The 21,610-nt window shown below is 33.4% G+C and carries 17 protein-coding genes and 1 pseudogene; 7 read left to right on the top strand and 11 right to left on the bottom strand.

Annotated elements, in window-relative coordinates:
• Positions 1-23 precede the first annotated feature (23 nt).
• Both MT391_RS00195 and rnk (MT391_RS00190) read right to left on the bottom strand, forming a co-directional pair.
• Positions 24-899, bottom strand: a complete 876-nt coding sequence (locus tag MT391_RS00195; protein WP_299662444.1) for an EamA family transporter — start codon at positions 897-899, stop codon at positions 24-26.
• A gap of 246 nt (positions 900-1,145) precedes the next feature.
• Entirely contained in the window at positions 1,146-1,559 is a 414-nt protein-coding gene (gene rnk / locus MT391_RS00190) for a nucleoside diphosphate kinase regulator (protein ID WP_499496557.1), read from the bottom strand.
• Between the two features lie 1,834 nt (positions 1,560-3,393).
• Between rnk (MT391_RS00190) and rnk (MT391_RS00185) the strand changes: the two genes are divergently transcribed.
• Complete coding sequence (rnk, locus tag MT391_RS00185; RefSeq protein WP_028870294.1) at positions 3,394-3,807, top strand: nucleoside diphosphate kinase regulator; 414 nt, start codon at positions 3,394-3,396, stop codon at positions 3,805-3,807.
• A 134-nt stretch (positions 3,808-3,941) separates the two neighbouring features.
• Here rnk (MT391_RS00185) and MT391_RS00180 read toward each other — a convergent pair.
• Together MT391_RS00180 and MT391_RS00175 are read right to left on the bottom strand one after the other, a co-directional pair.
• Positions 3,942-4,294: pseudogene (locus MT391_RS00180) on the bottom strand (DoxX family protein); the annotation flags it as partial.
• Between the two features lie 40 nt (positions 4,295-4,334).
• Complete coding sequence (locus tag MT391_RS00175; protein WP_499496556.1) at positions 4,335-4,928, bottom strand: FMN-dependent NADH-azoreductase; 594 nt, start codon at positions 4,926-4,928, stop codon at positions 4,335-4,337.
• Between the two features lie 355 nt (positions 4,929-5,283).
• Between MT391_RS00175 and MT391_RS00170 the strand changes: the two genes are divergently transcribed.
• From MT391_RS00170 to MT391_RS00155, 4 genes are all read left to right on the top strand, one after another.
• Positions 5,284-6,177: a LysR family transcriptional regulator gene (locus MT391_RS00170; RefSeq protein ID WP_499496555.1), complete on the top strand. Its 894-nt coding sequence runs from the start codon at positions 5,284-5,286 to the stop codon at positions 6,175-6,177.
• Positions 6,178-6,310: 133 nt separating this feature from the next.
• Positions 6,311-7,000, top strand: a complete 690-nt coding sequence (locus MT391_RS00165) for a pirin family protein (protein WP_499496554.1) — start codon at positions 6,311-6,313, stop codon at positions 6,998-7,000.
• A gap of 890 nt (positions 7,001-7,890) precedes the next feature.
• Positions 7,891-8,028, top strand: a complete 138-nt coding sequence (locus tag MT391_RS00160; protein ID WP_499496692.1) for a PEP-CTERM sorting domain-containing protein — start codon at positions 7,891-7,893, stop codon at positions 8,026-8,028.
• A gap of 158 nt (positions 8,029-8,186) precedes the next feature.
• A complete protein-coding gene (locus MT391_RS00155; RefSeq protein ID WP_499496553.1) occupies positions 8,187-8,315 on the top strand; it encodes a hypothetical protein in 129 nt (42 codons plus the stop codon).
• 430 nt (positions 8,316-8,745) lie between these two features.
• Here the strand turns inward: MT391_RS00155 and MT391_RS00150 are convergent, their stop codons facing one another.
• The 6 genes from MT391_RS00150 to MT391_RS00125 form a co-directional block, all read right to left on the bottom strand.
• Entirely contained in the window at positions 8,746-11,739 is a 2,994-nt protein-coding gene (locus MT391_RS00150) for a tyrosine-type recombinase/integrase (protein ID WP_499496552.1), read from the bottom strand.
• Positions 11,740-11,741: 2 nt separating this feature from the next.
• Entirely contained in the window at positions 11,742-13,955 is a 2,214-nt protein-coding gene (locus tag MT391_RS00145; protein ID WP_499496551.1) for a site-specific integrase, read from the bottom strand.
• Positions 13,945-14,535, bottom strand: coding sequence for a hypothetical protein (locus tag MT391_RS00140; RefSeq protein WP_499496550.1), 591 nt, complete (start codon positions 14,533-14,535; stop codon positions 13,945-13,947). Before MT391_RS00140 ends, MT391_RS00145 begins: the two co-directional genes overlap by 11 nt.
• A gap of 1,010 nt (positions 14,536-15,545) precedes the next feature.
• Positions 15,546-16,781, bottom strand: coding sequence for a hypothetical protein (locus MT391_RS00135; protein ID WP_499496549.1), 1,236 nt, complete (start codon positions 16,779-16,781; stop codon positions 15,546-15,548).
• Positions 16,782-16,888: 107 nt separating this feature from the next.
• On the bottom strand, positions 16,889-18,097 hold the full coding sequence (locus MT391_RS00130) for an Arm DNA-binding domain-containing protein (protein ID WP_499496548.1): 1,209 nt from the start codon (positions 18,095-18,097) through the stop codon (positions 16,889-16,891).
• Between the two features lie 9 nt (positions 18,098-18,106).
• Positions 18,107-18,322 (bottom strand): hypothetical protein, encoded by a 216-nt coding sequence (locus MT391_RS00125; RefSeq protein WP_499496547.1) that lies wholly within the window; start codon positions 18,320-18,322, stop codon positions 18,107-18,109.
• Positions 18,323-18,399: 77 nt separating this feature from the next.
• On the opposite strand from MT391_RS00125, the gene MT391_RS00120 reads away from it, so the two are divergent.
• Positions 18,400-18,672, top strand: a complete 273-nt coding sequence (locus MT391_RS00120; protein ID WP_499496546.1) for a helix-turn-helix domain-containing protein — start codon at positions 18,400-18,402, stop codon at positions 18,670-18,672.
• Between the two features lie 569 nt (positions 18,673-19,241).
• Here the strand turns inward: MT391_RS00120 and MT391_RS00115 are convergent.
• Positions 19,242-20,249, bottom strand: a complete 1,008-nt coding sequence (locus MT391_RS00115; RefSeq protein WP_499496545.1) for a helix-turn-helix transcriptional regulator — start codon at positions 20,247-20,249, stop codon at positions 19,242-19,244.
• Positions 20,250-20,380: 131 nt separating this feature from the next.
• On the opposite strand from MT391_RS00115, the gene ftsZ reads away from it, so the two are divergent.
• Positions 20,381-21,553 (top strand): cell division protein FtsZ, encoded by a 1,173-nt coding sequence (gene ftsZ / locus MT391_RS00110; protein ID WP_499496544.1) that lies wholly within the window; start codon positions 20,381-20,383, stop codon positions 21,551-21,553.
• The last annotated feature ends 57 nt before the right edge of the window (positions 21,554-21,610 follow it).

Here is a 21,610-nt window from a genome sequence, read left to right as displayed (position 1 = left end):
CTTATTACTTACTGTAAAGACAATTAAACTGCACTCAATCTCAGTACAATAACCCCTAAAAATGCAGTCGTTAGCCCTAAAACCTCTTGCTTGGTAAAAGAATCTTTTAAAATAACGCGAGAATACAGCAGAATAATCAAAATATTCATTCCAGAAATAGCTGAGACTAATCCTGTATTACCCGTTGCAAAAGCCGATATTATTGCAACCATGCCAGCGACATTAGTCAAACCTATAAGCAACCCACATGAAAAAGTTCTTATACCAGACCAACTAGGACGAATATCATTTTGATGAATTAACATTTTTTTACGATTTGCTAACCAACTCATGGCAAAAAGAAAACTACCAAAACCAAACATTGACGTTAATGTCGCAAAAGTATCAGCTTCAAGTAGAGTAGATTGTTTACCTAGTAAGTCGTTAAATGAAAAGAATAATGCCGCAAGTAAACCCCACTGTGCCCCTTGCAGATTACTTATAGAAATATCATTGGAATAGCGAATAATATAAAGCCCACCAAAAATGATAAAAAAGCCAACTAACTGAAATGTTGTTAAAGTTTCTTGCCATAATAAATAAGCAAATAGCAATACAAATAAAGGCGTTAGGCCTGACAGAATGCTAATAAGAGAAGCTTTTCCAACAGAAAAACCTTTATGCAAGAACGCATTTGCCGCAAAAGAACCAAAACCTAATGCTAACCCAACAGCAACATCGGCCCACTGATACCACTGCTGTTCTAACAATAGAACTCCACAAATACTGATTATGAACCCAACAAAAAAAACACCGAATAACAATAAATTACGATCAAGCCTTTTTTGTGATGTCCATTGATACAATACTCCCCTAGCACCAAAAAAAAATGTAGCGAGTAATGCATAAAATATCCACATAGCAATATATCCCTTAAAAAATTTAATAATACAAATTGTATAAATATATAGAGTGAAGCTAAATAGCCTCATAAAAAACAAACAATCTAATCTCTAGCTCAAAACATAGATAGTATTTAAATATTAACCTTCAATTAACCCATATATACTCGTATGGTCCTATTATATTCAATAAAGTGAACGTTTCTTATAAAACATTATGAGGCTAAAAGATCCTAAATAAAGGTACCGAGTTTAATGGTTATTTTACCTATGCAGCTCACCGCCTCTCTCTGGCTGATAAAGTATTTCTTGTATCGTAACTTTAATGAATCCTCCACCTGGTTTTGGCCATTCAATTTTATCCCCTATCGTTAATCCAAGAAGAGCACTTCCGACAGGAGCTAAAATTGATATTCTTTCACCTTTTGAATCTATATCTTTCGGGTATACAAGTGTTAGTGTAAATTCCTTCATTGATGATTCAACAGCAAATTTAACAGTAGAGTTCATAGTGACTAGATCTGGATGTATTTGTTCAGGGTCAACTATATTTGCACGAGCAAGTTCTTCTTCAAGCCCACTAACTCCTGCCACACTGCTTTTAGGTATCAAATCAATTATTTTGTATAAGCGCTCTAAATCTAAAGATGAAATTGTGATTTCTGGTTTTTTATTCATTTATGTTCTCAATAATATTGACATAATATTCGTTCTTATAACTCAGGACCCGCAGCAATAAGATACATTACTCGATCGATAAGAAAGGTTATTTAACTTTGTTCAAGCTGGTAGAGTAGGTTTTATCTAGAAATAAAAATAACTTTTGATAAAAAATTTCCTATTTACACACAATACTTATGCACTGGTAATTTTTATCGTTTGAAACCTAGTCATTTAGTTTTAGATGGGGCCATTGATGACCCCATTATTATTTAATTTTTTCTTTTTCTAGGTTTTATAACTTTATCCGTATTAAGTTCTTTCTTCATTCTTCGCTTTTCTTTCAACGATAAAATTGGTTTTTTCATTTCATTCTTCGACATATGTCCACCTAAATAATAAATAACAGATTAATTACGTACTCTTGTAACAAACTAAAATTTACTTTGAATCAACTCACATAGCCTCCTAATCTACTAATACAAAGGTTTATTACATATGCTCAGTGCATATGAAAAAAGATAAAATAACCCCAAATATGTGTATGTTTGAATACACCGATGATTTTATTTATAAGTCAATTGGATAGTTACCTGTAAATACAGACGGGCATAGAGATATGCCCCTTAAGAGGGGAATTTAAGGACGAAGCTCCTTAAGAAGTTAATGATATATGGTACTGATATAAAAGTTTTCATCGGGACAATATAGCAACTTAAATAATATCTTCAAGCTTAACTAGTAATATTTTAGAAAAGAAGTGTTTTAATGTTTAGAGTTATTAACTTTAAATTTTTATATCAAAATAAACACTTAGTCCTTTACCTTTAAATAGCCAGATTATAATTAGAGTACTTTCATTTAACTGAGTTCCTGATTAAGCGGTGTAGTATTTACTGAATCAAAACTTAGCTTTTATTCCAAAACTTATATAGCTGCGAGAGTGCCTCAACAACATTTCACTGCCGCTTACCATCCTAGTTGAGATTAGGACTTAGCAACATACGAGTTTATGGTCAATGTTATTCCGTCACAACAAAATTCATAAATTAATATTGATAATAAAACATGCTATTTTGAAGTAAGAAGGTTCGACGGCCAAAAGCTAATCTAATATGTTTAATAATAAAACATCATTACAAATACATCATATAGCGATACAGCTACATGATTAAATTCAAATTAATCTTAACACTACTTTTCGACCTTCTAAAATACTCCATAAAAACAGTAGAACAATGCCCTAAATACAAAGGGCTTAGCCTTTATTTAAATTTCTTTTAAAGTTACTTATCGACTTGAAGTTATAATTCAAACTGCTATATTGGCCTTATGAAAAAAATTATAGCAGTATCAAATTATATTTTATTCTTAGGGAGCTTCGCCCTAAAATTCCCCTCTTAAAGGGACGCTTTCGCGTCCATGTATCTCCACCGATACAAATACTAATTTCATAAACTAAGTCTTTTTAAACATTACATTCTCAAGTTGAGGTGTGTTTACGGCTTTTTGTATTTTATATCTATAACTTTCTAACTTTGGTTATTAATAAAATTAATATGGAGGAAGATGTCTATTGAATGTTTAAATTTCTAATTTTTTAATTAAACGAATTATTATTATTTTTTATTTATCAATGGGTAATTAAATGGCTAAGAATGAAAAAAAACAACCAACCTTAACGTTGAAAGAAAAACGAAAATTAAAAAAAGAATCTGCCGATAAAGGCGTTACTAAACCAAGAAAGAAGAAGGTTAGATAAGTACCCGCCTGTCAATACCTTTGCACAACTGCGTTTTAATACGCAGTTTTTACTGTTACATTTAAAATTAAGTAGTACATCGAGAAATCAATGAATACAAAACCAGAAATAACAATTTCTTCTTTAGATGCATCAAGATTAGAGTCTCTAATTGAAAGGTTACCCAACAAGAGGCTGCCAGGGAAAATCTACCTTGGAAAAGAACTTGCTAGGGCAAACATTGTTAAGCCTCAACTAATACCTACAAACGTTGTAACAATGAACTCTACTGTCCGCTTTATCGTCGACTCGACAAAAGAAGACTTAGAATTAACGTTAGTTTATCCAAAAGATATTGATTTGAGTGGAAAGAAAATTTCTATTTTAGCTCCTATTGGTAGTGCATTACTTGGCCTCGCTATTGGTGAACAAATAGAGAGGCCAAAACCCGGTGGTGGTACACTTAAAGTAAAAATATCAAATATCACATACCAACCTGAAAGAGCGGGTGATTTACATCTCTAGCCCTTTAATACCTCAATAAATTGGTAAAGGAGAGCGGATTCAAGAGTAGAGGGTGTTAGCAGCTATTTAATGACTAATAAATTATATAACTCAAATTGTTTAAATATTTCATTAAATAGCCCCCCTTTCACATTTTACTTAATCATTTTTTTTGTTATAAAACTATCTAAAGTAAATTTCCCTGCACCCGAGCAAGCTAATGAAAGGCTCAAGGCAAATAAAAACAGACCAAATTCATACCCATTATTTGTCATAAATAGTCCATTTGCTATATGTACCGTCAATTATAGCTACGGCCATTGCCACGACAAGTACAATCGCCACGGGACGAGTTAATAATCCAAGTAAAATAAATAAACCACCAAAAAACTCTGCACTACCTGCAAATAGGGCTATCAAAAAAACCTGGTGTTAAAACAATTGATTTCATAGACTGGCCTGTCCCTTCTAATCCATATCCACAAAATTAACCAAATAGTTTTTCTGCTCTGAATTAAAACTAACCAATAAAATGTTATCTGTTTAAGCTAAAGTGTTATTCTCGTTAATTCGTTTTGCGCGGTTAATAATCGAGTTTCATTACCTGGCATATTAAGACCTTCTGCATAAACAAAGGTGACATCTTCAATACCAATAAACGCTAAAAAATCTTTTAAATACTGCGTTTGTGAATCATGCTCTGTTCCAGAGTAGACGCCGCCTCTTGCAGCAACAACAATTACCTTTTTATTTTTTAATAATCCAACAGGCCCATTCTCAGTGTAGCGGAACGTAACGCCAGCCCTTGCTACCCTATCAACCCATGCTTTAAATGTAGAAGGTATACCAAAGTTATACATTGGCATTGCTATCACAATCGTATCGCTATTATTTAATTCTTCAATTAGACGACCCGAAGTCGCTGCTAATTCAACTTGTTCTTTCGTTCTATCTTTTTCATCTATCATCCACGCTAACATTTCATGTTGTGTAAGATGTGGCAGACTATCGTTAGCTAAATCACGCTCAACAACGCTTACATTTGCGTTATCCTGTAAGTTTGACACTAACATTTTTCCAAGAATATTTGACTGCCCTTGATTGCCATTTAAAGATGACTTAATAAATAAAATATTGTTCATAATAACTCCTCAAAAATTAAAGATTAAACGCTTTTGTTTCAAACTATGGGTGTATTATTTAGTAAAAATAAAAGGAATAAAATTGGTTAATTTAGTACAAATCATTCTATTAAAGCGAATGAACTAAGTGCTAGAAATCTCTTTCGATCAAGTTTAATTTTACTTTCGTCCTTTAAGTCGAATAGGGTTTAGTAAGAAAATTAGAAGCAACACAATATTCATAATAACCAATAATCGATAATTAATAGTCCAGACAAATCTATTAGCTAATGAATAAAGTCTGGAATATATATTCAAAGTTTGATGACAATTTGAAAAACCATTCAATATATAATCACAAAAAGTGAGAAAGATAATGCTAAAAATCTCTTTAGAACAATGGAGAATGTTTCATGCTGTTGTTGAATTTGGAGGCTTCAATCATGCCTCACACGGTGTACATAAAAGCCAATCTAGTATTCACAATGCAGTCAGTAAAATAGAAGAATCACTTGGTTTAAAATTATTCTTGATAGAAGGGAGAAAAACGGTCCTGACTGAAGCTGGGCAAATGATACTGAGGAGATCTAGTTATTTACTTGAAGAAGCAAAAAAGGTAGAAAATATTGGAATAAAATTGAGTCAAGGTATTGAGAGTCATCTGAAAATTGCCGTAGATGAAATATTCCCACGACCTCTACTTTACCAAGCACTAGAGCAAGTATCAGAAAAATTTCCATTAGTACAGATTGAGTTAGTTGAATCCATATTGAGTGGAGCAAATGAGATGCTTGATAATGATGATGTTGAAATCGCCATTTCTCCCAGTTCACTAGATGCAGGAGTGATTGAAAGCCTTTGTAATATTAAATTTGGAGCAGTTGTTAGTCCAACTCACCCTCTTAACAAGAAGAACAGAAAGTTAACGTTGGAAGATTTAAAAAGCTATAGACAAATCGTTGTCAGAGATTCATCTAAATTAAGTAATAAAGAGAGAGTAAGTGAAGGCTGGCTAAAAGCAAATCAACGATGGACAGTCAGTCACATGCAAAGCTCTATTGATATGATAACAAAAGGGTTGGGGTTTGCATGGTTACCGCTTAGCTTAATTAAAGATCAGCTTAGTGACGGGAGCCTGGTACCACTTCAACTTGATGGAAACAGTGAACGCTCTGTACTTCTCTACTTGGCATTTAAAGATATTGATAGCGTAGGCCCAGTAGCGCAATATTTTATAAATTCAGTTAGAGCTCTCTGTAAAAACAAATAAAACGCTCTGCAAATCGTAGAAACAATAAACAACATTCTATTTTTTAGAATAACAAGTACTAAATTAACTAATTTTAACAATTGTTAATAAGCATTAGTATTTACTCCATACACTCAACTGGAGAAACTAATTTATGAAATATATCAGAAAAGAAAAAGACAGAGGCGAGGCTAATTTAGGTTGGTTACAAAGTAAACACACTTTTTCATTCGGTAGCTATTACGACTCTAAACATATGGGGGTGTCAGTATTACGCGTCATTAATGATGACATGGTAATGCCCGGCAAGGGCTTTGAGGAGCATGGACATCGTGATATGGAAATAATTTCATATGTGACTGAAGGAGCATTGAAGCATGAAGATAGTACAGGCAATGACTATGTTGTACCAGCGGGTGATGTTCAGCGAATGAGTGCTGGACGAGGAGTTATGCACTCAGAGTTTAATGCGTCTGAAGTCGACAATGTAAAATTTCTTCAAATTTGGATAAAGCCTAATGTAAAAGGAATTAAGCCTAGCTATGAACAAAAAAATATTCAACAAAAAGGACCGCTGACAGAGCTAGTAACTCCAAATGGTAGCAACGGTACTTTATCAATCAATCAAGATGCTAGTATTTCACGCTTAATATTGAAAAAAGGTGAAACAGTTTGCTTACAAACAGAATTACGGACTGGTTATTTACACCTTATTAAAGGAAAGATAACAATCAATGGTCAGTTATTTGAGCAAGGTGACGGCTTTTCCGTAGAGCCTGAACAAAAATTAGATATTAAAGCAAATACAGCTATTGAAGCTCTTTGGTTTGATTTACCAAGATAACAGTCACCTTGTCTCCTCTTTTTCAGTATAACAACCATTGAGCTCAAGCGGTTATTTGAATTTACATCAAGTGTTGTGGTTGAATTAGCCGGACACTTCAATGAAGGATATAACCTGATCATTATGGTGCTGCAGATAATTTATTGGGGCCACTATTTTAAAATGCATTAACAACATTTATTATCTCGTCATGTACCCATTTGCGAGATAAGATTAATATCATGACTCCTTATTTTGAATAATCCGCTTTGAGCCTAAAGCGGTCTTACATTGACACGATTAACCATTCAGTCCAATAGCCAATTTGATACGAAAGTGGGAGTTTTACTATTTCGTTTTTGTGATTTTTCTGTGCACAATGCAGAAGCTAAAAATAGTACTAAGCGATGTCAGCTTTATACTCCTAAAACTGATGATTATTAGGTATACCAAGTTAGCCCGCTAGGAGGCGTACAGTCACTCAATTATTTGGCGTATATGGATTTTAACTATTAGTAATTAATGATAATTAACATGACTAATATTTCAATCAATTACACTACCATAACAATCACTTTAGTTAACTTTAACTGTAGATATGCTAATTATTAATCATGTTATCATACCAATTAAACCATCAATTTTTTTAACTTCAAAATGTTGCTTTAGACAGGTTCTGCTAATGCACAAAAAACAACAATGTTCACCGTAAGGTAAGTGTCGGGTATCTATACAGTGAGAAATATCACTCGACGCCCCTGCATCTTAACTGATTAAAAAAACAAACGATTGGCAAGTATATTTAGGGTTAGGCTCTGGTAGTATGATAGACAACATCGCTCTAAACACTGCGAACAAAACAGACCTATTAGATGTTACCGGTTTGACAGGCTTTTACACGTTAGGCAACAATTATCAATGCTACAAGCCAACCATACGATTATAAAATCACGTTCATTGATGCAGATACGAGCACTATCAACGCTATCCCAGAGCCGTCAACCCTTGCTATTTTTGCATTAGGAATGATTGGTTTAGCATCACGTTGATTTAAGAAGCAGTAATTCAACTGTTCACTATTAAATAAAGCACCTTTCATCTAGTGCTTTATTATTACTCGCAATTCGCGACCCAGCAACCTAACCGGTTGTGCAAATGAACCATTCGACATGCGCTTGTGTTTATATACACAAGAGATAAGTAAGGTATGCTGTTACACAAAGAGCAAAAAGCAAAAGCATCATTAATTGACTGTTCACCCATCTCCGCTGCAGATGAAAAAATGCAAAACGTACAGTATAAATCTTCAATTATTGATGCCCACAAAGTGGCATGACCTGAACTTTGTTGATAATTGCTTTACTTCTGCTTAAGGCTAGTAGTTGCGCTAAGGCTTGAATAATACCTAAGGATTACAATGTAAGAGCAGCCGACATTAGATGCTTAAAAAACACACATAAATTCTATCTCGCTTTATGCCCTATCTATTAATAGATTATTTTGCTTTCAAAACAGAATTACATAACGCTACTACACCATCCAATAGAAGAGCATTATGAAAGTATGGAATACAGGAAAGGGAGTTGCTTATATGAACTAAAGCATCTCTAATTATACAAAAATAAAAAACCTTTGAGCAATACAGCTACTTTTAGGCTACTCAAAATTAGAAAGCACTTAAAACGAGCCATTAAAAGAAATTGTGAATATTATCCAATATCATTAGAGCTTTGTCCTATTACAGTTACCACAGCATCATATTTCGATTATTTATTAACAACCCCACCCATCATAATCCCTAACATATGCATCAAATATAAGAATACATGTGATGAATATTTTGTTAAATTATTGCCGTTAATAAGGGCTTTCTCATCTGGGCTGATAAATTCTAACCTTACGGCGCCCTTCGCTTTTCGGCCACTAGGCGTCCCTACTTCTCCTATAATTTGCTCAATCCCTTGTAGCCCAATTTTCCAATGCTCTGCATTGATACTATTTTCTACTCTGTAAGTGACAGCTCTCCAATGTGATACTGAGATAACAGACTTTAATGAGTTGATAAACCAGTTCAATTTGTCAGGTGAATTGAATGTAATCCCAGAATGCGCAATATAACGATTATTTAATACATAAGTCATAATCTCCCTTAACAGTAATTTATTAGTACTAAAATGCGTGCTTATCTTCTTGGCTAATTTATCACAATAGGCTTGTTCCGATTGCCTTCTGATAGAGCCAGGCAATAGATTATTTGCTCTGACACTAGACACGTGTCTGGGTGTGTTTTTATGTGTAGTATAAAAATTATCCCTTATCATCTCTGCCCTAGATATCCACCTATCAATTAACTCGGGGCTAATACCATATTGAAATGCAGTACTTTCGACATCAGCACCATCTTCTATTTTTTGTAATATTGAATAGCATAACGGAATACTAGGTGTATTTTTAGAGCGAACGACTGCCCTTACCTCCCCATTGCTAGTCGCACTTGAAGGTAATGATTTTGGTTGATGTTTTCTATTTAGATAGGACTTGAAATGGTGTGGATTAAGTTCATCAAACTGATTAAAGTATGACTGGCATACTGATTTTGACCCTAATCCAAGAGTGAACGCTTGTTTAGAAGAAAGTGGTATATCTAATTCAGAGCAATGTTCTGCCAAAATATAATCAGATAAGTGGAAGTAATATTGAAAAGTAACTTGCACAGCACTATGCCCAGCAGCGGCAGCTAATGCTTCATATTTATTGGCTATATTTTCCCCACACACTTTACGAATAATAAAGTCGCGTTGTTTTTGGCTATAAGGAACAATATGCTTCAACTCAGATCGAACAATGGGTAGTTCAATCATCATTTGTAATCTTGTTAGTGCACTGTGTCTTAAATGGTGAAAAACAAAGTGATCACATCCTGAAAGTGCCCGTAACCTTCTTGTAACAAAGCTTGAAATGGTAGAGCCAGGCAACATTGACCCCAATTGACTCCCAAACGTAAAGATTAAGCTTGATTCATTATTGTTTTGTAGACGAGAAATTTGTAAATATTGTTTAATTAAATCCATTTCATGGCTTAATAAAAGCCGATTTAAAGGTACTTTCCTTAAACTACTTAAGGTTTTGTTATCCGCATGCTTATTTGGTCTTACAGATAGCCAACCATCAGTAGATGGCTCTAAATCTTTCTTCTGTAACTTAAGGCATTCAGTTAGTCTTAGACCAGCTCTATAACTAAGGATTAATATCACCTGAAGTGCTAACTTATCCTGTTCACTAATGTCTGTTACCGACAAGCATTGTGTTAATAAAGCACTGAAAAGTACTTCATCCACAAACCCTGCTCTTACATGGTTTTTAACTGAATGGAAAAAAACTGAGTTCTGCTCGATTGCAGGTAATATCTTTTTGCTCACTGCATAATTGTGTAGATCGAGTAATCTGTCAGTAAAATACTGTTGAGTTTTAATCGTTCTTTTTTTATTCAGCTCTTCTAAGTATAAATCTTCTATTTCATCGATTTCCATATCAAAGAAATGTTTGGTACTTGCTATTTTCAACCAACATCTAGAAATTACATTATGGTATCTTTTAATTGTACTTGGCTTACAGGTCTTTATTTTCAATAAATACCATGAAATAAGCATAAATTCTTGTAGTGCAAGATGTTCTGCCAGTAACCCCTCAAGTTTCAACTTTTGTTGTGAATTAGATTTTTCACGTATGATTAACAAAAGCTTATTCCAAAATCCAGTTGTTGGAATAAAACCAAATGCAGTGTTGTCTGCTTTTGAGATGATATGCTTTTGAGAGTATTCCTGTAATTTTGCAGGTAAAACGCTATTAACTGTAGGCGTCATTAAACGCGATAAGTTAGCTTGAGGAAGTGAATAAGATTTATTATGATCTATAGCAAACTCTAGCATCGCTGAAGTAAGAGGTTTTTTTGTGATTTTTTCCGTAACAAAAACAGCTGACAAACAAAATTTATCCAAATTTTTAGGCATTTCATTTTTATTCATAAAATCCATATACATGATTTTATTATAAATTTCACTATCGCTATCAGGGTGCTTCCAGGAAACTTTATTTATTCTCAGCCACTTTTGTAATAATGCATATGTTAACTCAGATAAATAACAATTGAGTAAGGTAATTGCCTCTCCATTCACATACACATTACTGCTTAACGATTTATCCTCTATATTTAATGGTATATAAACAATATCATTCAGTCCTTTAAGCACCTCTTTGGGATCATTTAAAAAAAGATTAAAGGCATTCACTTTACTTAATGAAGCATGTCCGGAATGTAAAATAAAAGATAGCATGGTCGCTTGATATAACTCAGCAGCAGAGGATAAGAGGTTTGACTTACCGATCTCCCTAAACCAGTTCGAATAGGACTTATCTATTGACCAAGCATTTTGTACCCATACTTTATTTTTTAAAGGAGGGGTTTGCTTGTGTGTAGCCAGCACAGTCGGAATTTCTACTTTCCAATTTTTAGTTGAACATAATTTTTTTACTAAATTCTGAAGCGTATTATAAACGGCTCTATACACTTTTTTTGATTTACAATACTCACCAATTATAGAGATTACCCGTAACCACTTCTCATTAAATTCCTTGCTACTTGGCGGTTGTGCATCACAATCAAAATATTGCTTAAAACAAACCAGTCCTTTTTGGATTGCTACTGATTTTTCAGTTTTTCGAGCTTCTGCTCGACCTTCAACACCTATTAATTTTGTCATGTTTAAACCTCAATACCTATTTTCGATAAATATCTATCAATGGCATTAGCTATACTTTCCATGCTTCTAAAAGAACAACTACTAGAGGCTGTAAAGGTATTACCTCCAAAATCAGAATGCCCCATCCATGCTCGAATAAGGCTTGGGTCTTCTTCTACAAAATTTAAATATGAACACATGTGGTGTCGGTACCAATTCAATTGCAAAGGAAAGATATCCTTCAAATGATATTGGATAGTTTTAGGAGATGCTTCTTCTGTTATTGTCTTTCCCTTGTTACCAATCGATTTCATAAAAAAAGTCAGGTGCTCTTCACCTGTTAATATTTTATGGTAACGATCTGCTAACGTAGGGTCGCTTCTCTTATAAAAACGAATACATTGTTTTACATATGTAAGGTATTGTTTGATTACTTCAATACAAATAGTTGGCAACACTATCAATCTGCTTGAATCTACTGATTGTGTTTCTTTATCTGAAATCCAATATTGCTTATTGGCTAAGTCTATATCAGACAATTTACCAAGCCAACCTGTAACTGGACGATAGCCAGATGACATGGCAATGATTTGTTGTGTGTAAATGACAATGTAATTGTGAGCATTTTTACTGAACTTTTTTTTCTTTAAACGCAATATGTTTTTCACGCGAGACTGTAATTCATTAAATATAACTTTCAGCTCATCAATCCCAATAAATAAAGGTGATCCAATTTTTTTATCACTTTCAAGTATTGACTCGTTTATGTGGAATAAAGGGCCATAATCACCGTGGTGATTTAAATAGTTAAGGTAACGTAAATAAGCTTTATTAAATTCATTGATATCTATTTGGTTATAATAAAGAGCGGGCAAACGATCTAAGTGTTCTCCCTTAATAATAGCGGGTATTACCGGACTTTTACTCTCATTATGGAATTTCTGTTGTAGATAACTAGCAATCTTTATTTCTGTTAAATGGGTACCATATTCTTTGTTTATACTAAGTAAGGATGCTTTAACTTTTGATTTATCTACTTTGGTGAAACGTAAATTGCTTAAATTACTAATAATATATTCAGGCAGAATAATTGTAATATCCTTCGTCACTTTGGAAGTAATATGCTCGGTACTTTTTGACGTTTTTTGTGATGGCAATTTATGCGTTCTTTTTATCCCAACAATATTGTTATCAGTATCTCTAACCACACGAAGTTGTTTAACACCATCAGTAGAAGTACCTAATATTAAAGATAACAATAGTAATTTTGCGCAGTGGCCTGATGGTGTCTCTAAACTTTTAAAACAATGGTCTATTAATTTCGATATTTCAAATTGAGTTGGAGCATAGATGTCACAAGGTAACATCATGTCTCTTCGCTTAATTTTTGATACAATTTCACGTGAAATAAATGAATTAACTGCATTTGAATTATCATTTATGCTCGATATAAGTATTAATTTCTTATCTGATTCAGAAGAAAGATCTTCACTCTCATAAGGTTTACTCTGAAGAATTGCATCTGATACTTCTGATATATCACAAGCATCAAAGTCAGCACTATCATCTAAATTTATCAATGGTTTAAACTCTAGATGTCTGCTTAAATCATGATTAGTGTGTACACGCTTATTGGTCGTAGAATGTTCGAATGCAGCAGTGTATGCAATTGAATAGTTTGCTAATTGTGCTCTCGTTTTATCATCCTTTAAAAGTGCATCATTAGACTTTAGGGAATTAAAATTATTAACTAAAACCGATAAAGGTTCTCCCTTAATAAGCGGTAAGTAGCTTTCAAGCCTTAGCCTTCTGCCTAATGATAATTGGCGAATTTCATTACATAATTTGTTCGATTTACTTGCTACATCTTTATTAATAATTTGCCGTATCACGACCTGTAAAGAAAGCGCTTTATACAATGTATATTTTTCATAATTTACTAGTGAAGGATCAAACGTACTACAAATGAGGGTTTGTACAGGGCATTGTAAAAGTAAATTTTCGGTTTCTATATGTTTTAATACACTTCTGGTGTCACCATGAAACATCGGAATAATATACTTCTCAGATACTTTTTGACTCATTAGTACTTCGGGAAAGTCATCACTTAGTTCATGTCCGAGTAATGAATTTAGACGTAGTACTTCGCTAGCTAAAATTGAGTTGAACTTTTTAGAAAAACAGTAAAGATCATCAAAAAATATTTTTATTTCTGCTTCTCTAATATCATTGCTCATTTCGACTTTCCTCAATTAAGCGTTTACTCATATCAAAGATTGAAGCCGTTTTATGGTAAGGTTTATTATTCAACTTAGAATATTGTTTATGCAAAGTATCAATTGAAATACCAAAAATGTTTGAAAAATCTTTTTTAGACAAACAATTTTTCTTTACAAGTAATTGAGCGATATAATCTGGCATTTTGCTTTTCATTATCGAATAAAGCTCCGCCAATCGTTGTGTATCAAGTGTAAATAAAATTTTGTCTAAAATATGTGACCAACAAAAATGAATTATTCCATCTTCTGTCAAATTGGACACTAATATTACGGTACGATTTTTATAATCTAAATTGGTAAGGTCAAAAAAAATGCACTCAAAGCCTGAGATTATGTACATGCTTCTTTTGTCTTTACATACAAATATTGGTAAAGATAAAGTCATATCTGCTATTAATGATTGTGATAATTCTGCTTTATTAAATTTTTTCGGTAAGCCATTAATAAATTCATAAGCACTTAAAAGCAATGGATGTATTTTTACTTTTATACCTACTTTTTCTTTATTGCTTAAGGATCTAGTTACGATATGTTTCATATTCATCCCTCCAGGGATTATTGGTAGAATGCTAGTAGCTCAAAAACTAACTCTTTATAAATAATTTTATTGCTCTACTAATCTCCCATGAAGTCCCAAAACTCCAGAATAAAAACCTCCTAATCCCACTATAAAAAATCAACACAAGGAACAAAAAACAACCAAAAAAGTCTAATTTAAGTATATTGGAATGGTGAATTTAAAGGTAAAAAATGGCAGGACGAAATAACAAATCGACGAAAAAATTATAAATTAAACTTAATAGATTGATTAATAGGAAAATAAAAGAAAAAGTAAAAATAGATTTTGAATATAAAGCCTTTTTAATCAAATGATTTTTCACACGAACATGAAAATCACAAATACTTTATAAAAAATGACATCGGATCTCTATAAAGACCCTAATTTAAACCTTCTAATTGTATGTATTAACTCAACATAATTGATTAATTCATGTTGTATCAGAGGTTTGCATGTATTTTTTAAACTAAATTCAAGATAAGGATAACTGTCTTGAAAAACACCACTCCCCTTTCTTTATTTAGTCACTCCACTTAGATTAAAAACATTGCTAGCTAAGGTGGTTTATAGGGACACAAGCAAACTACCACGACATTTTATGGTGCTTAAGAGTGTTAAATCCCATAGATTAGCTTTTGTAGGGTTATATACATATTGACTAAGGCAAAGCATATCTGGACTTCTTAAATTGACAGTTCAACTGTATTTTCTTATTAAGATTACTGAATTTTGAATTTATCTACGTGTTATGAGAGGTAACTTTAAAGTGAATGATGAAAACGAATATAGATGATTTTAGTTAGTTAAATATTGTTTAACAGGGTGAATTGTTAATTATAAAGCAGAATAAATTATGATTATAATTGTAATTTATTAATAATAATCAGTGAATTAAAGTATCAAATAATGCTATCTTTTGTACATTTCACACGAAAAACAAAGTGTCGCCACTTAATCACACAATTAAGTGGCAAATTTAATATTTTAGACTATCGGTTCTTGCAGCGCATTTTGCGGCGCTCCTTTCCTTTTTCCGTTAAAAGTTTAAAAACCGTATTCGCATCGAAACGTAGCTTAATGACTTGACGCAAGAAGGACTTATCTTGACTCAGTTGAGCAGTATGCGTTAAATCAAACTTCTCTTCTAAAAAGACTAAATACTCTTCTGCAGTAAGCTCTGGTTTAGCATCCAGTGATTCAAAAAAACCTAATTTAGATTCATCAACTTCCACTGTTTTATTTAACGCAAAATAACTCAATTTGTTAAGTTCTTCAACAATGGCTAGTGCAAACTTTAAGGCCAAAAAACAACCTTGCTGGTAAAACTCAGATGAGTCTATAAATAAGCACTTAATATCCATTTTATTATAAATGTCGACTTTTTCTTTACGCCTTAAATCATAATTTTTACCACGACTACCACGACCATTTTCAATAAACATTGAGACTTCTATTAACAAATTAAGTGATTTAATATAGAAATCACTTGTCATCGATTTATTACTATTTTCCCTGCACAGCCCTGTATCATATTGCCATATAACATCATCTTGTAATTGTGCAATATGAACCATGTTTCCAAATACTAATTCACCCAGAGAGCGGTAAACTTTTTTGCCTAACCCAACTCGTGCAGATGTTAGATATTGTGGGAAGCGTAATTCAACGGCCGACTTTAGACCTCTTCCCATTATATTGCGATGAAGGTTACACTCACTGTATTTTAAATCGGTAAAATTATCATAGCCTCCAGCTTTAATAATAAGATCATTATCTATCCAATAAAAATAATCACCTGTGCTATCTTTAAACAGTAAATATTTGATTAATGGCCAATGAGATAACTTATTAAATTGACCATAAAGCTCAGGGTATTCAAGGCTGAAATCGGTAGTTGATTTCAAATCGATGCTTAGATTTTGTATTTGATTAATCTCTTCAGAGTATTTTATTTGAACTTCAGCAAGACTTAACGATGGTCTCTGGATACCCTCAACAATAAATTTTAACTCACGAAATAATTCATAAGTAACAGGATCTGAAATAACACTACTGCGTGATACACTTATATCCATATATTGCTTATACAATTGCATGCGGCATAATTTGCGATATGAAAAACGATTCTTTGATAACAACGATCCACTACATATTTTATTATCATTAACTAAGCGTATTGTTTCTTTAAGTAAACCAACAATCGCCTCTCTCTTGTTTAATTCCATGATATTTACCTTATATTATTCAAACATTTCAAACTAAATTTATTCCACTAAATGATAAGCGGAATGAATGACACCTTATCTAGCATCAACAACGTCACACTAAAGAGCTAATTACTTTCCATGGGTAGTTCAGGAAATTTACTAGTTAATAGCCGCTCAAATGCAGAACCATCCTGACGCGTTAAATTAGGAACAAATCTGCTATAGACACGGAATAACATCGTTGTTGAGCTATGGCCCATTTGATAAGCAATCCACTCGGGGCTTTCGCCAGCAGCTAACCATAATGTCGCTGCAGTGTGTCGTGTCTGATATGGATTACGCTTTTCTAAATAGCATTTAGCCAAAGTCGGATACCACACATGCCTGGATATATAACGGTTTTGTAGATATGTTCCATTGGTAGTAGAAAACACATACAGACTTCTGTGCCCTACTGCTTTTTTATGTGCCAGCAATGCGTTATAAACAAATTCACTCATCTGAATAGTTCTATATGAACCATCCGTTTTTGTTGGTATTAACTTCCCTTTTACTAGTGCTTGATGAATGTGTATTTCCCTTGTCTTAAAATCTACTTTTGTCCATAACAGGCCATCAACTTCACTCGTTCTTAATCCAGTAAAAAAACGGGTTAAAAAATAGCAACGAAAATCAGGCCTAACATTCGTAAGAAATAATTGAACTTGATCAAGTGTAAATGGCTTAATATCAGTACGCGGAACAGGTAATGCCTTGATATTTTTCCAAGGAGAGGTAAACTCAAAACGCTCAGCGGCTTCATTCATAATCACTCTTAACGGAGTCATTATGTGGTTAATGCGACTAGCAGATAGCTTCCCATTTGTTCGTCCGGTTACTTTGGCGAGTGTTGAACGAAAATTGAGAATATCTGCCTTTTTGATGTCGCTGAGCTTCTTATCACCAAAAACAGGGAGAAGGTGTAAATTAAGCACATCCTCAACAGTTGCATAATTGGATTCGCGCCACTCTATTTTTTTCTCTGATAACCACAGCAAAGCGAATTCACAAAAATAAGGGCTAGCCTGGTCAATTTCTTCAAGCCCTTCAATTAATCTCACCTCTACTTTTTTAGCCTCTATCTCAGTAAATTTTTCAACTCTTTTACTATTAGGGAAATAATTTTTATAAACAAACTGACCTAACGTTATTTCAGACTCAATTCGCTTTAAAATTTGTTCCAAACGCTTACGGTTAACTTTTGTATCGTCAAGCTTTGACAGCTCTCGACAACGGAGACCATTAAAACGAAAATCAAAAGCTAATTTCCCGCGTATTTCTCTGATGCTTCCCATAACGTCCCCTTACATTACTTGTTTCATGATATTGTCCATACTTGGACCATTTAACATTTCGTCTTCAATACGATCCCAAATATACAAAATCTTTCTTCCTCCAAATGGGCGAATATAATGAATGCCTTCAAATAGCACTGAATCCTTTAAAGATTCTCGTATGGTTCTTACGTCATATTTAATTTGTGACGCAAGCTCTTCCGTAGTCAGGTATATATGTGACATAATTATCCCTTAGGTATTTTATAATTAAAAATGAGCTTTTGTACCCACTGAAGGTATAATAACTCGTTTAATCACTATTGCAACCATTAAATACCTTCTGTGGGTATTTATTTTTCAGGGGAAGTATTTTGATCAGATGTAACCTATCGCGAATATTAGGTGAAAAAAGGCTAAAAGTAGCTGAAGTCGCTAGAGATACAGGTATAAATAAAAACACAATTCATCGGTTATACAATGAAAGTGTTACTCGAATTGATATTGAGGTTATAGATGTTTTATGCAGATATTTGGATATACAAATAGGAGATTTATTTGAATTGGTTGAAGATCCTATAGATCCAGAAATATAAATTAAAAATAATTTAATTACCGATTCTGAAATGGATAGTATAAAGCTAATCAATTGGTACGCGACAAAACATAATGCGTATCAATATGAAAATCCCTTTTAATTATGAACAATGATATCCATTATCGAAATGAATGTGAAACGTCAATACAAACTTATACCGTTGATTTTAAGTCTGTAGCATCTGTATTAACTCATTAACTCATTAACTAGGTCACTTTCTTCGAGGCGCAGCATCTGTTTTGAGCATAACTTAAAGCTTACACAACAACTGTGTACAAAAAACACATATTCTAGTTAATTCAACTGTTGCCTCCGATGTATGAACACACTTATAAAGTGTAAAAATAAATCAGCCTGTTACGAATGAATAAAAAAAAAGTAAAAAAGCTATCGCCTTATCCACAAAAGAAATGAAATATCGGTATGTTTGAGTAATACACTCTAAATATTCAACAAAACTAATTAATGAAGAAGCGTTTAATTTTGATCATACTGCTCGACAATTCTTTACGCGTAGTTGAGTCTGTTTAGGCTCAAGATAGTTGTCTAGCGAACTATAAACTCAGTTCATGAGTATAAGTTATGTAATGCTTTTGCTTGCTTTTTAAACTGCTCACGTAAGCTCTGCGGTTCTAATACTTCAACCAATGCATGGTAATGTGAAATCCACCATCTTAACTGTGCAGTATTTAAAACAGTCGCTGTCACTTTAAACTGCCGATTAGTATTATTTTCATGTTCCGTGATTATTTGATCTTCAGATAACGCCCTTTCTTCGAGATGGTCAGCAACCCAATCCGGTACAAGTAATACTAATTTGATTAACTCTTCTTCCTCTTCAAGCGGGAATAAAAATCCACCTTTATTTGAGTACTCTTTCAAATTGAAATGTTGACTAGGTATTACATCTACTTTGCTTTTATCAGCGGTAACAAATCGATGTAATGCAAGTTGTCTTATGTCGGTGTAATTCCAGAGCGTACATAACAAATAAATGACACCATCAACGATGACAATACCTAAAGGGTTAATATCATAATTACTAGGGCCACCATCTTTGGAATTATAATGAGCGATTATTTGTTTTTCTTCTAACAACGACTCGTAGACCGTTATTAATATGTCTTCATTTACCACAGGGTTAATAAAAGGTTGAGAGCGAGAAACAATACTTACCTTATTCTCCCAATTTGCTAATTTATTTGATGGGTTATTTTGTAGATAGCTGTCGGCTTCAACAAAATATCTTTTTAAATTTTTAAGGGTTTCAGGAGGGAATGTTTGCTTTAAATACGCTTCAACTAATTTGAATGTGACAGCAACACTTGGCTGCATGCCTGGAAAAGATAACGTATCCGCATTCTTTTTCCAAAACCAACCTGGTTGATCTTTATTTCCATCGTTATCAATATCAAAACTTTTAGACAGTGAGTTAATATCCCTTTGTAACGTTCTTATATCTATATTAAACCCTTCTCCAACTAACTCAGAGTGTATTTGCTTAACGCCCTTTTTGTTTGTATTAAAGCCAATAGATTTTAATGTTTGCATTTTTCGATTGAAAGACTGACTCATAATACCTTCCTTAAACAGGCGACGAAAAATGTCGCAAGCAATGATTCTGAATGACAAATACTTGTTTACAAAGAATATAATCATCGTAAACCAATAGCCACAACTCATAACTTTAATTTAGGTATTTATTGATGACAAAACATGAAAACAACGAACTAAATTCTATGATCTATACCGTATTACATAATGATGCCCACCAGCAAACTGCAGTGATAAAGGTAGTAGGCGTAGGAGGAGGTGGTGGAAATGCGATTAAACATATGATTGAAGAAGGATTAGAGGGAGTAGAATTTATAGTGATGAACACAGACGTTCAAGCCAATAATTCATCACCAACTCAAACTAAAATACAACTAGGCGCCGAGTTAACCAAAGGCTTAGGCGCAGGCGCAAATCCTGAAGTTGGCTATGAATCTGCAGTGGAAAGCATAGAAGAAATTCGTAATGCATTAATCGGAGCAGATGTAGTATTTATTGCCGTGGGTATGGGAGGAGGAACGGGAACCGGCGCTTCGCCTATTGTCGCTCAAGTAGCTAAAGAGCAAGGAGCCTTAACTATTGCAGTTGTCACTAAACCCTCTTTATTCGAAGGAAAAAAAAGAATGAGGTATGCAGAAGAAGGCATAAATTTATTAACAAAGCATATCGATTCATTGATTGTACTGCCTAATGATAAACTTCAAAAATCATTACCCCCTAGAACAACATTTTTAGATGCATTAAAAGCCTCAAATAATGTTTTATATAATGCTATATCTGGCTTCACCGCGATTATCAATGAAGAAGAGGGATTAATAAACTTAGATTTTGCCGACTTGAAAACAATTAATACTGGAGAAGGCGTTAAATGTGTTATGGGCATTGGAGAAGCTAAAGGTGAAAATCGAATCGAAAAGGCAGTTGATATGGCAATGTCCTGCCCATTAATCGAAGATATTGAACTAACTAATATTGGCAGAATGCTTGTCCACATTGTAGCGGGTGACGATTTTAGCTTTGACGAATTTAATCAAACTGGTGATTGTTTAAAGCAATATACAGCAGAAGATTCAGAAATTATTATCGGTGTTACAACAAGAGAAAAGAGTGATATAGGAGTTCACATTACTGTTATTGCTACTGGTTTTATTGAGACTATGAATGCACAAGATAATTTTGAGCTATCAGTACAAGCCAATGTTTCACCGACTACGACAAGAGAACAAACCAAGTTAGATAATAAAAATCTTGACCAGCCAGCTTACTTAAGAAAAGAAAAATACTTGGATATTGCTAAATTTCTAAGTGAAAATGCTGATAAGTAAACTAGCGATATAGGTAAAGTTATTTTCAAGCGATTACTTTACAAGGCATTAAATAAA

It is taken from the genome of Vibrio sp. 1-Bac 57, from assembly GCF_037546855.1.
In the GTDB taxonomy this organism is placed as follows: Bacteria; Pseudomonadota; Gammaproteobacteria; order Enterobacterales; family Psychromonadaceae; genus Psychromonas.
Note: the sequence above shows the minus strand (reverse complement) of the source record. Positions and strands in the feature narration are given on the sequence as shown.

Excerpts from the sequence above, each read along its gene's own strand:
- MT391_RS00170 (WP_499496555.1), top strand. The coding sequence starts at position 5,284 with ATGCTAAAAATCTCTTTAGAACAATGGAGAATGTTTCATGCTGTTGTT.
- MT391_RS00195 (WP_299662444.1), bottom strand. The coding sequence starts at position 899 with ATGTGGATATTTTATGCATTACTCGCTACATTTTTTTTTGGTGCTAGG.
- MT391_RS00165 (WP_499496554.1), top strand. The coding sequence starts at position 6,311 with ATGAAATATATCAGAAAAGAAAAAGACAGAGGCGAGGCTAATTTAGGT.
- MT391_RS00155 (WP_499496553.1), top strand. The coding sequence starts at position 8,187 with ATGCTGTTACACAAAGAGCAAAAAGCAAAAGCATCATTAATTGACTGT.
- MT391_RS00135 (WP_499496549.1), bottom strand. The coding sequence starts at position 16,781 with ATGGAATTAAACAAGAGAGAGGCGATTGTTGGTTTACTTAAAGAAACA.
- MT391_RS00130 (WP_499496548.1), bottom strand. The coding sequence starts at position 18,097 with ATGGGAAGCATCAGAGAAATACGCGGGAAATTAGCTTTTGATTTTCGT.
- rnk (WP_028870294.1), top strand. The coding sequence starts at position 3,394 with ATGAATACAAAACCAGAAATAACAATTTCTTCTTTAGATGCATCAAGA.
- MT391_RS00145 (WP_499496551.1), bottom strand. The coding sequence starts at position 13,955 with ATGAGCAATGATATTAGAGAAGCAGAAATAAAAATATTTTTTGATGAT.
- MT391_RS00175 (WP_499496556.1), bottom strand. The coding sequence starts at position 4,928 with ATGAACAATATTTTATTTATTAAGTCATCTTTAAATGGCAATCAAGGG.
- MT391_RS00125 (WP_499496547.1), bottom strand. The coding sequence starts at position 18,322 with ATGTCACATATATACCTGACTACGGAAGAGCTTGCGTCACAAATTAAA.
- ftsZ (WP_499496544.1), top strand. The coding sequence starts at position 20,381 with ATGACAAAACATGAAAACAACGAACTAAATTCTATGATCTATACCGTA.
- MT391_RS00150 (WP_499496552.1), bottom strand. The coding sequence starts at position 11,739 with ATGACAAAATTAATAGGTGTTGAAGGTCGAGCAGAAGCTCGAAAAACT.
- MT391_RS00115 (WP_499496545.1), bottom strand. The coding sequence starts at position 20,249 with ATGAGTCAGTCTTTCAATCGAAAAATGCAAACATTAAAATCTATTGGC.
- MT391_RS00140 (WP_499496550.1), bottom strand. The coding sequence starts at position 14,535 with ATGAAACATATCGTAACTAGATCCTTAAGCAATAAAGAAAAAGTAGGT.
- rnk (WP_499496557.1), bottom strand. The coding sequence starts at position 1,559 with ATGAATAAAAAACCAGAAATCACAATTTCATCTTTAGATTTAGAGCGC.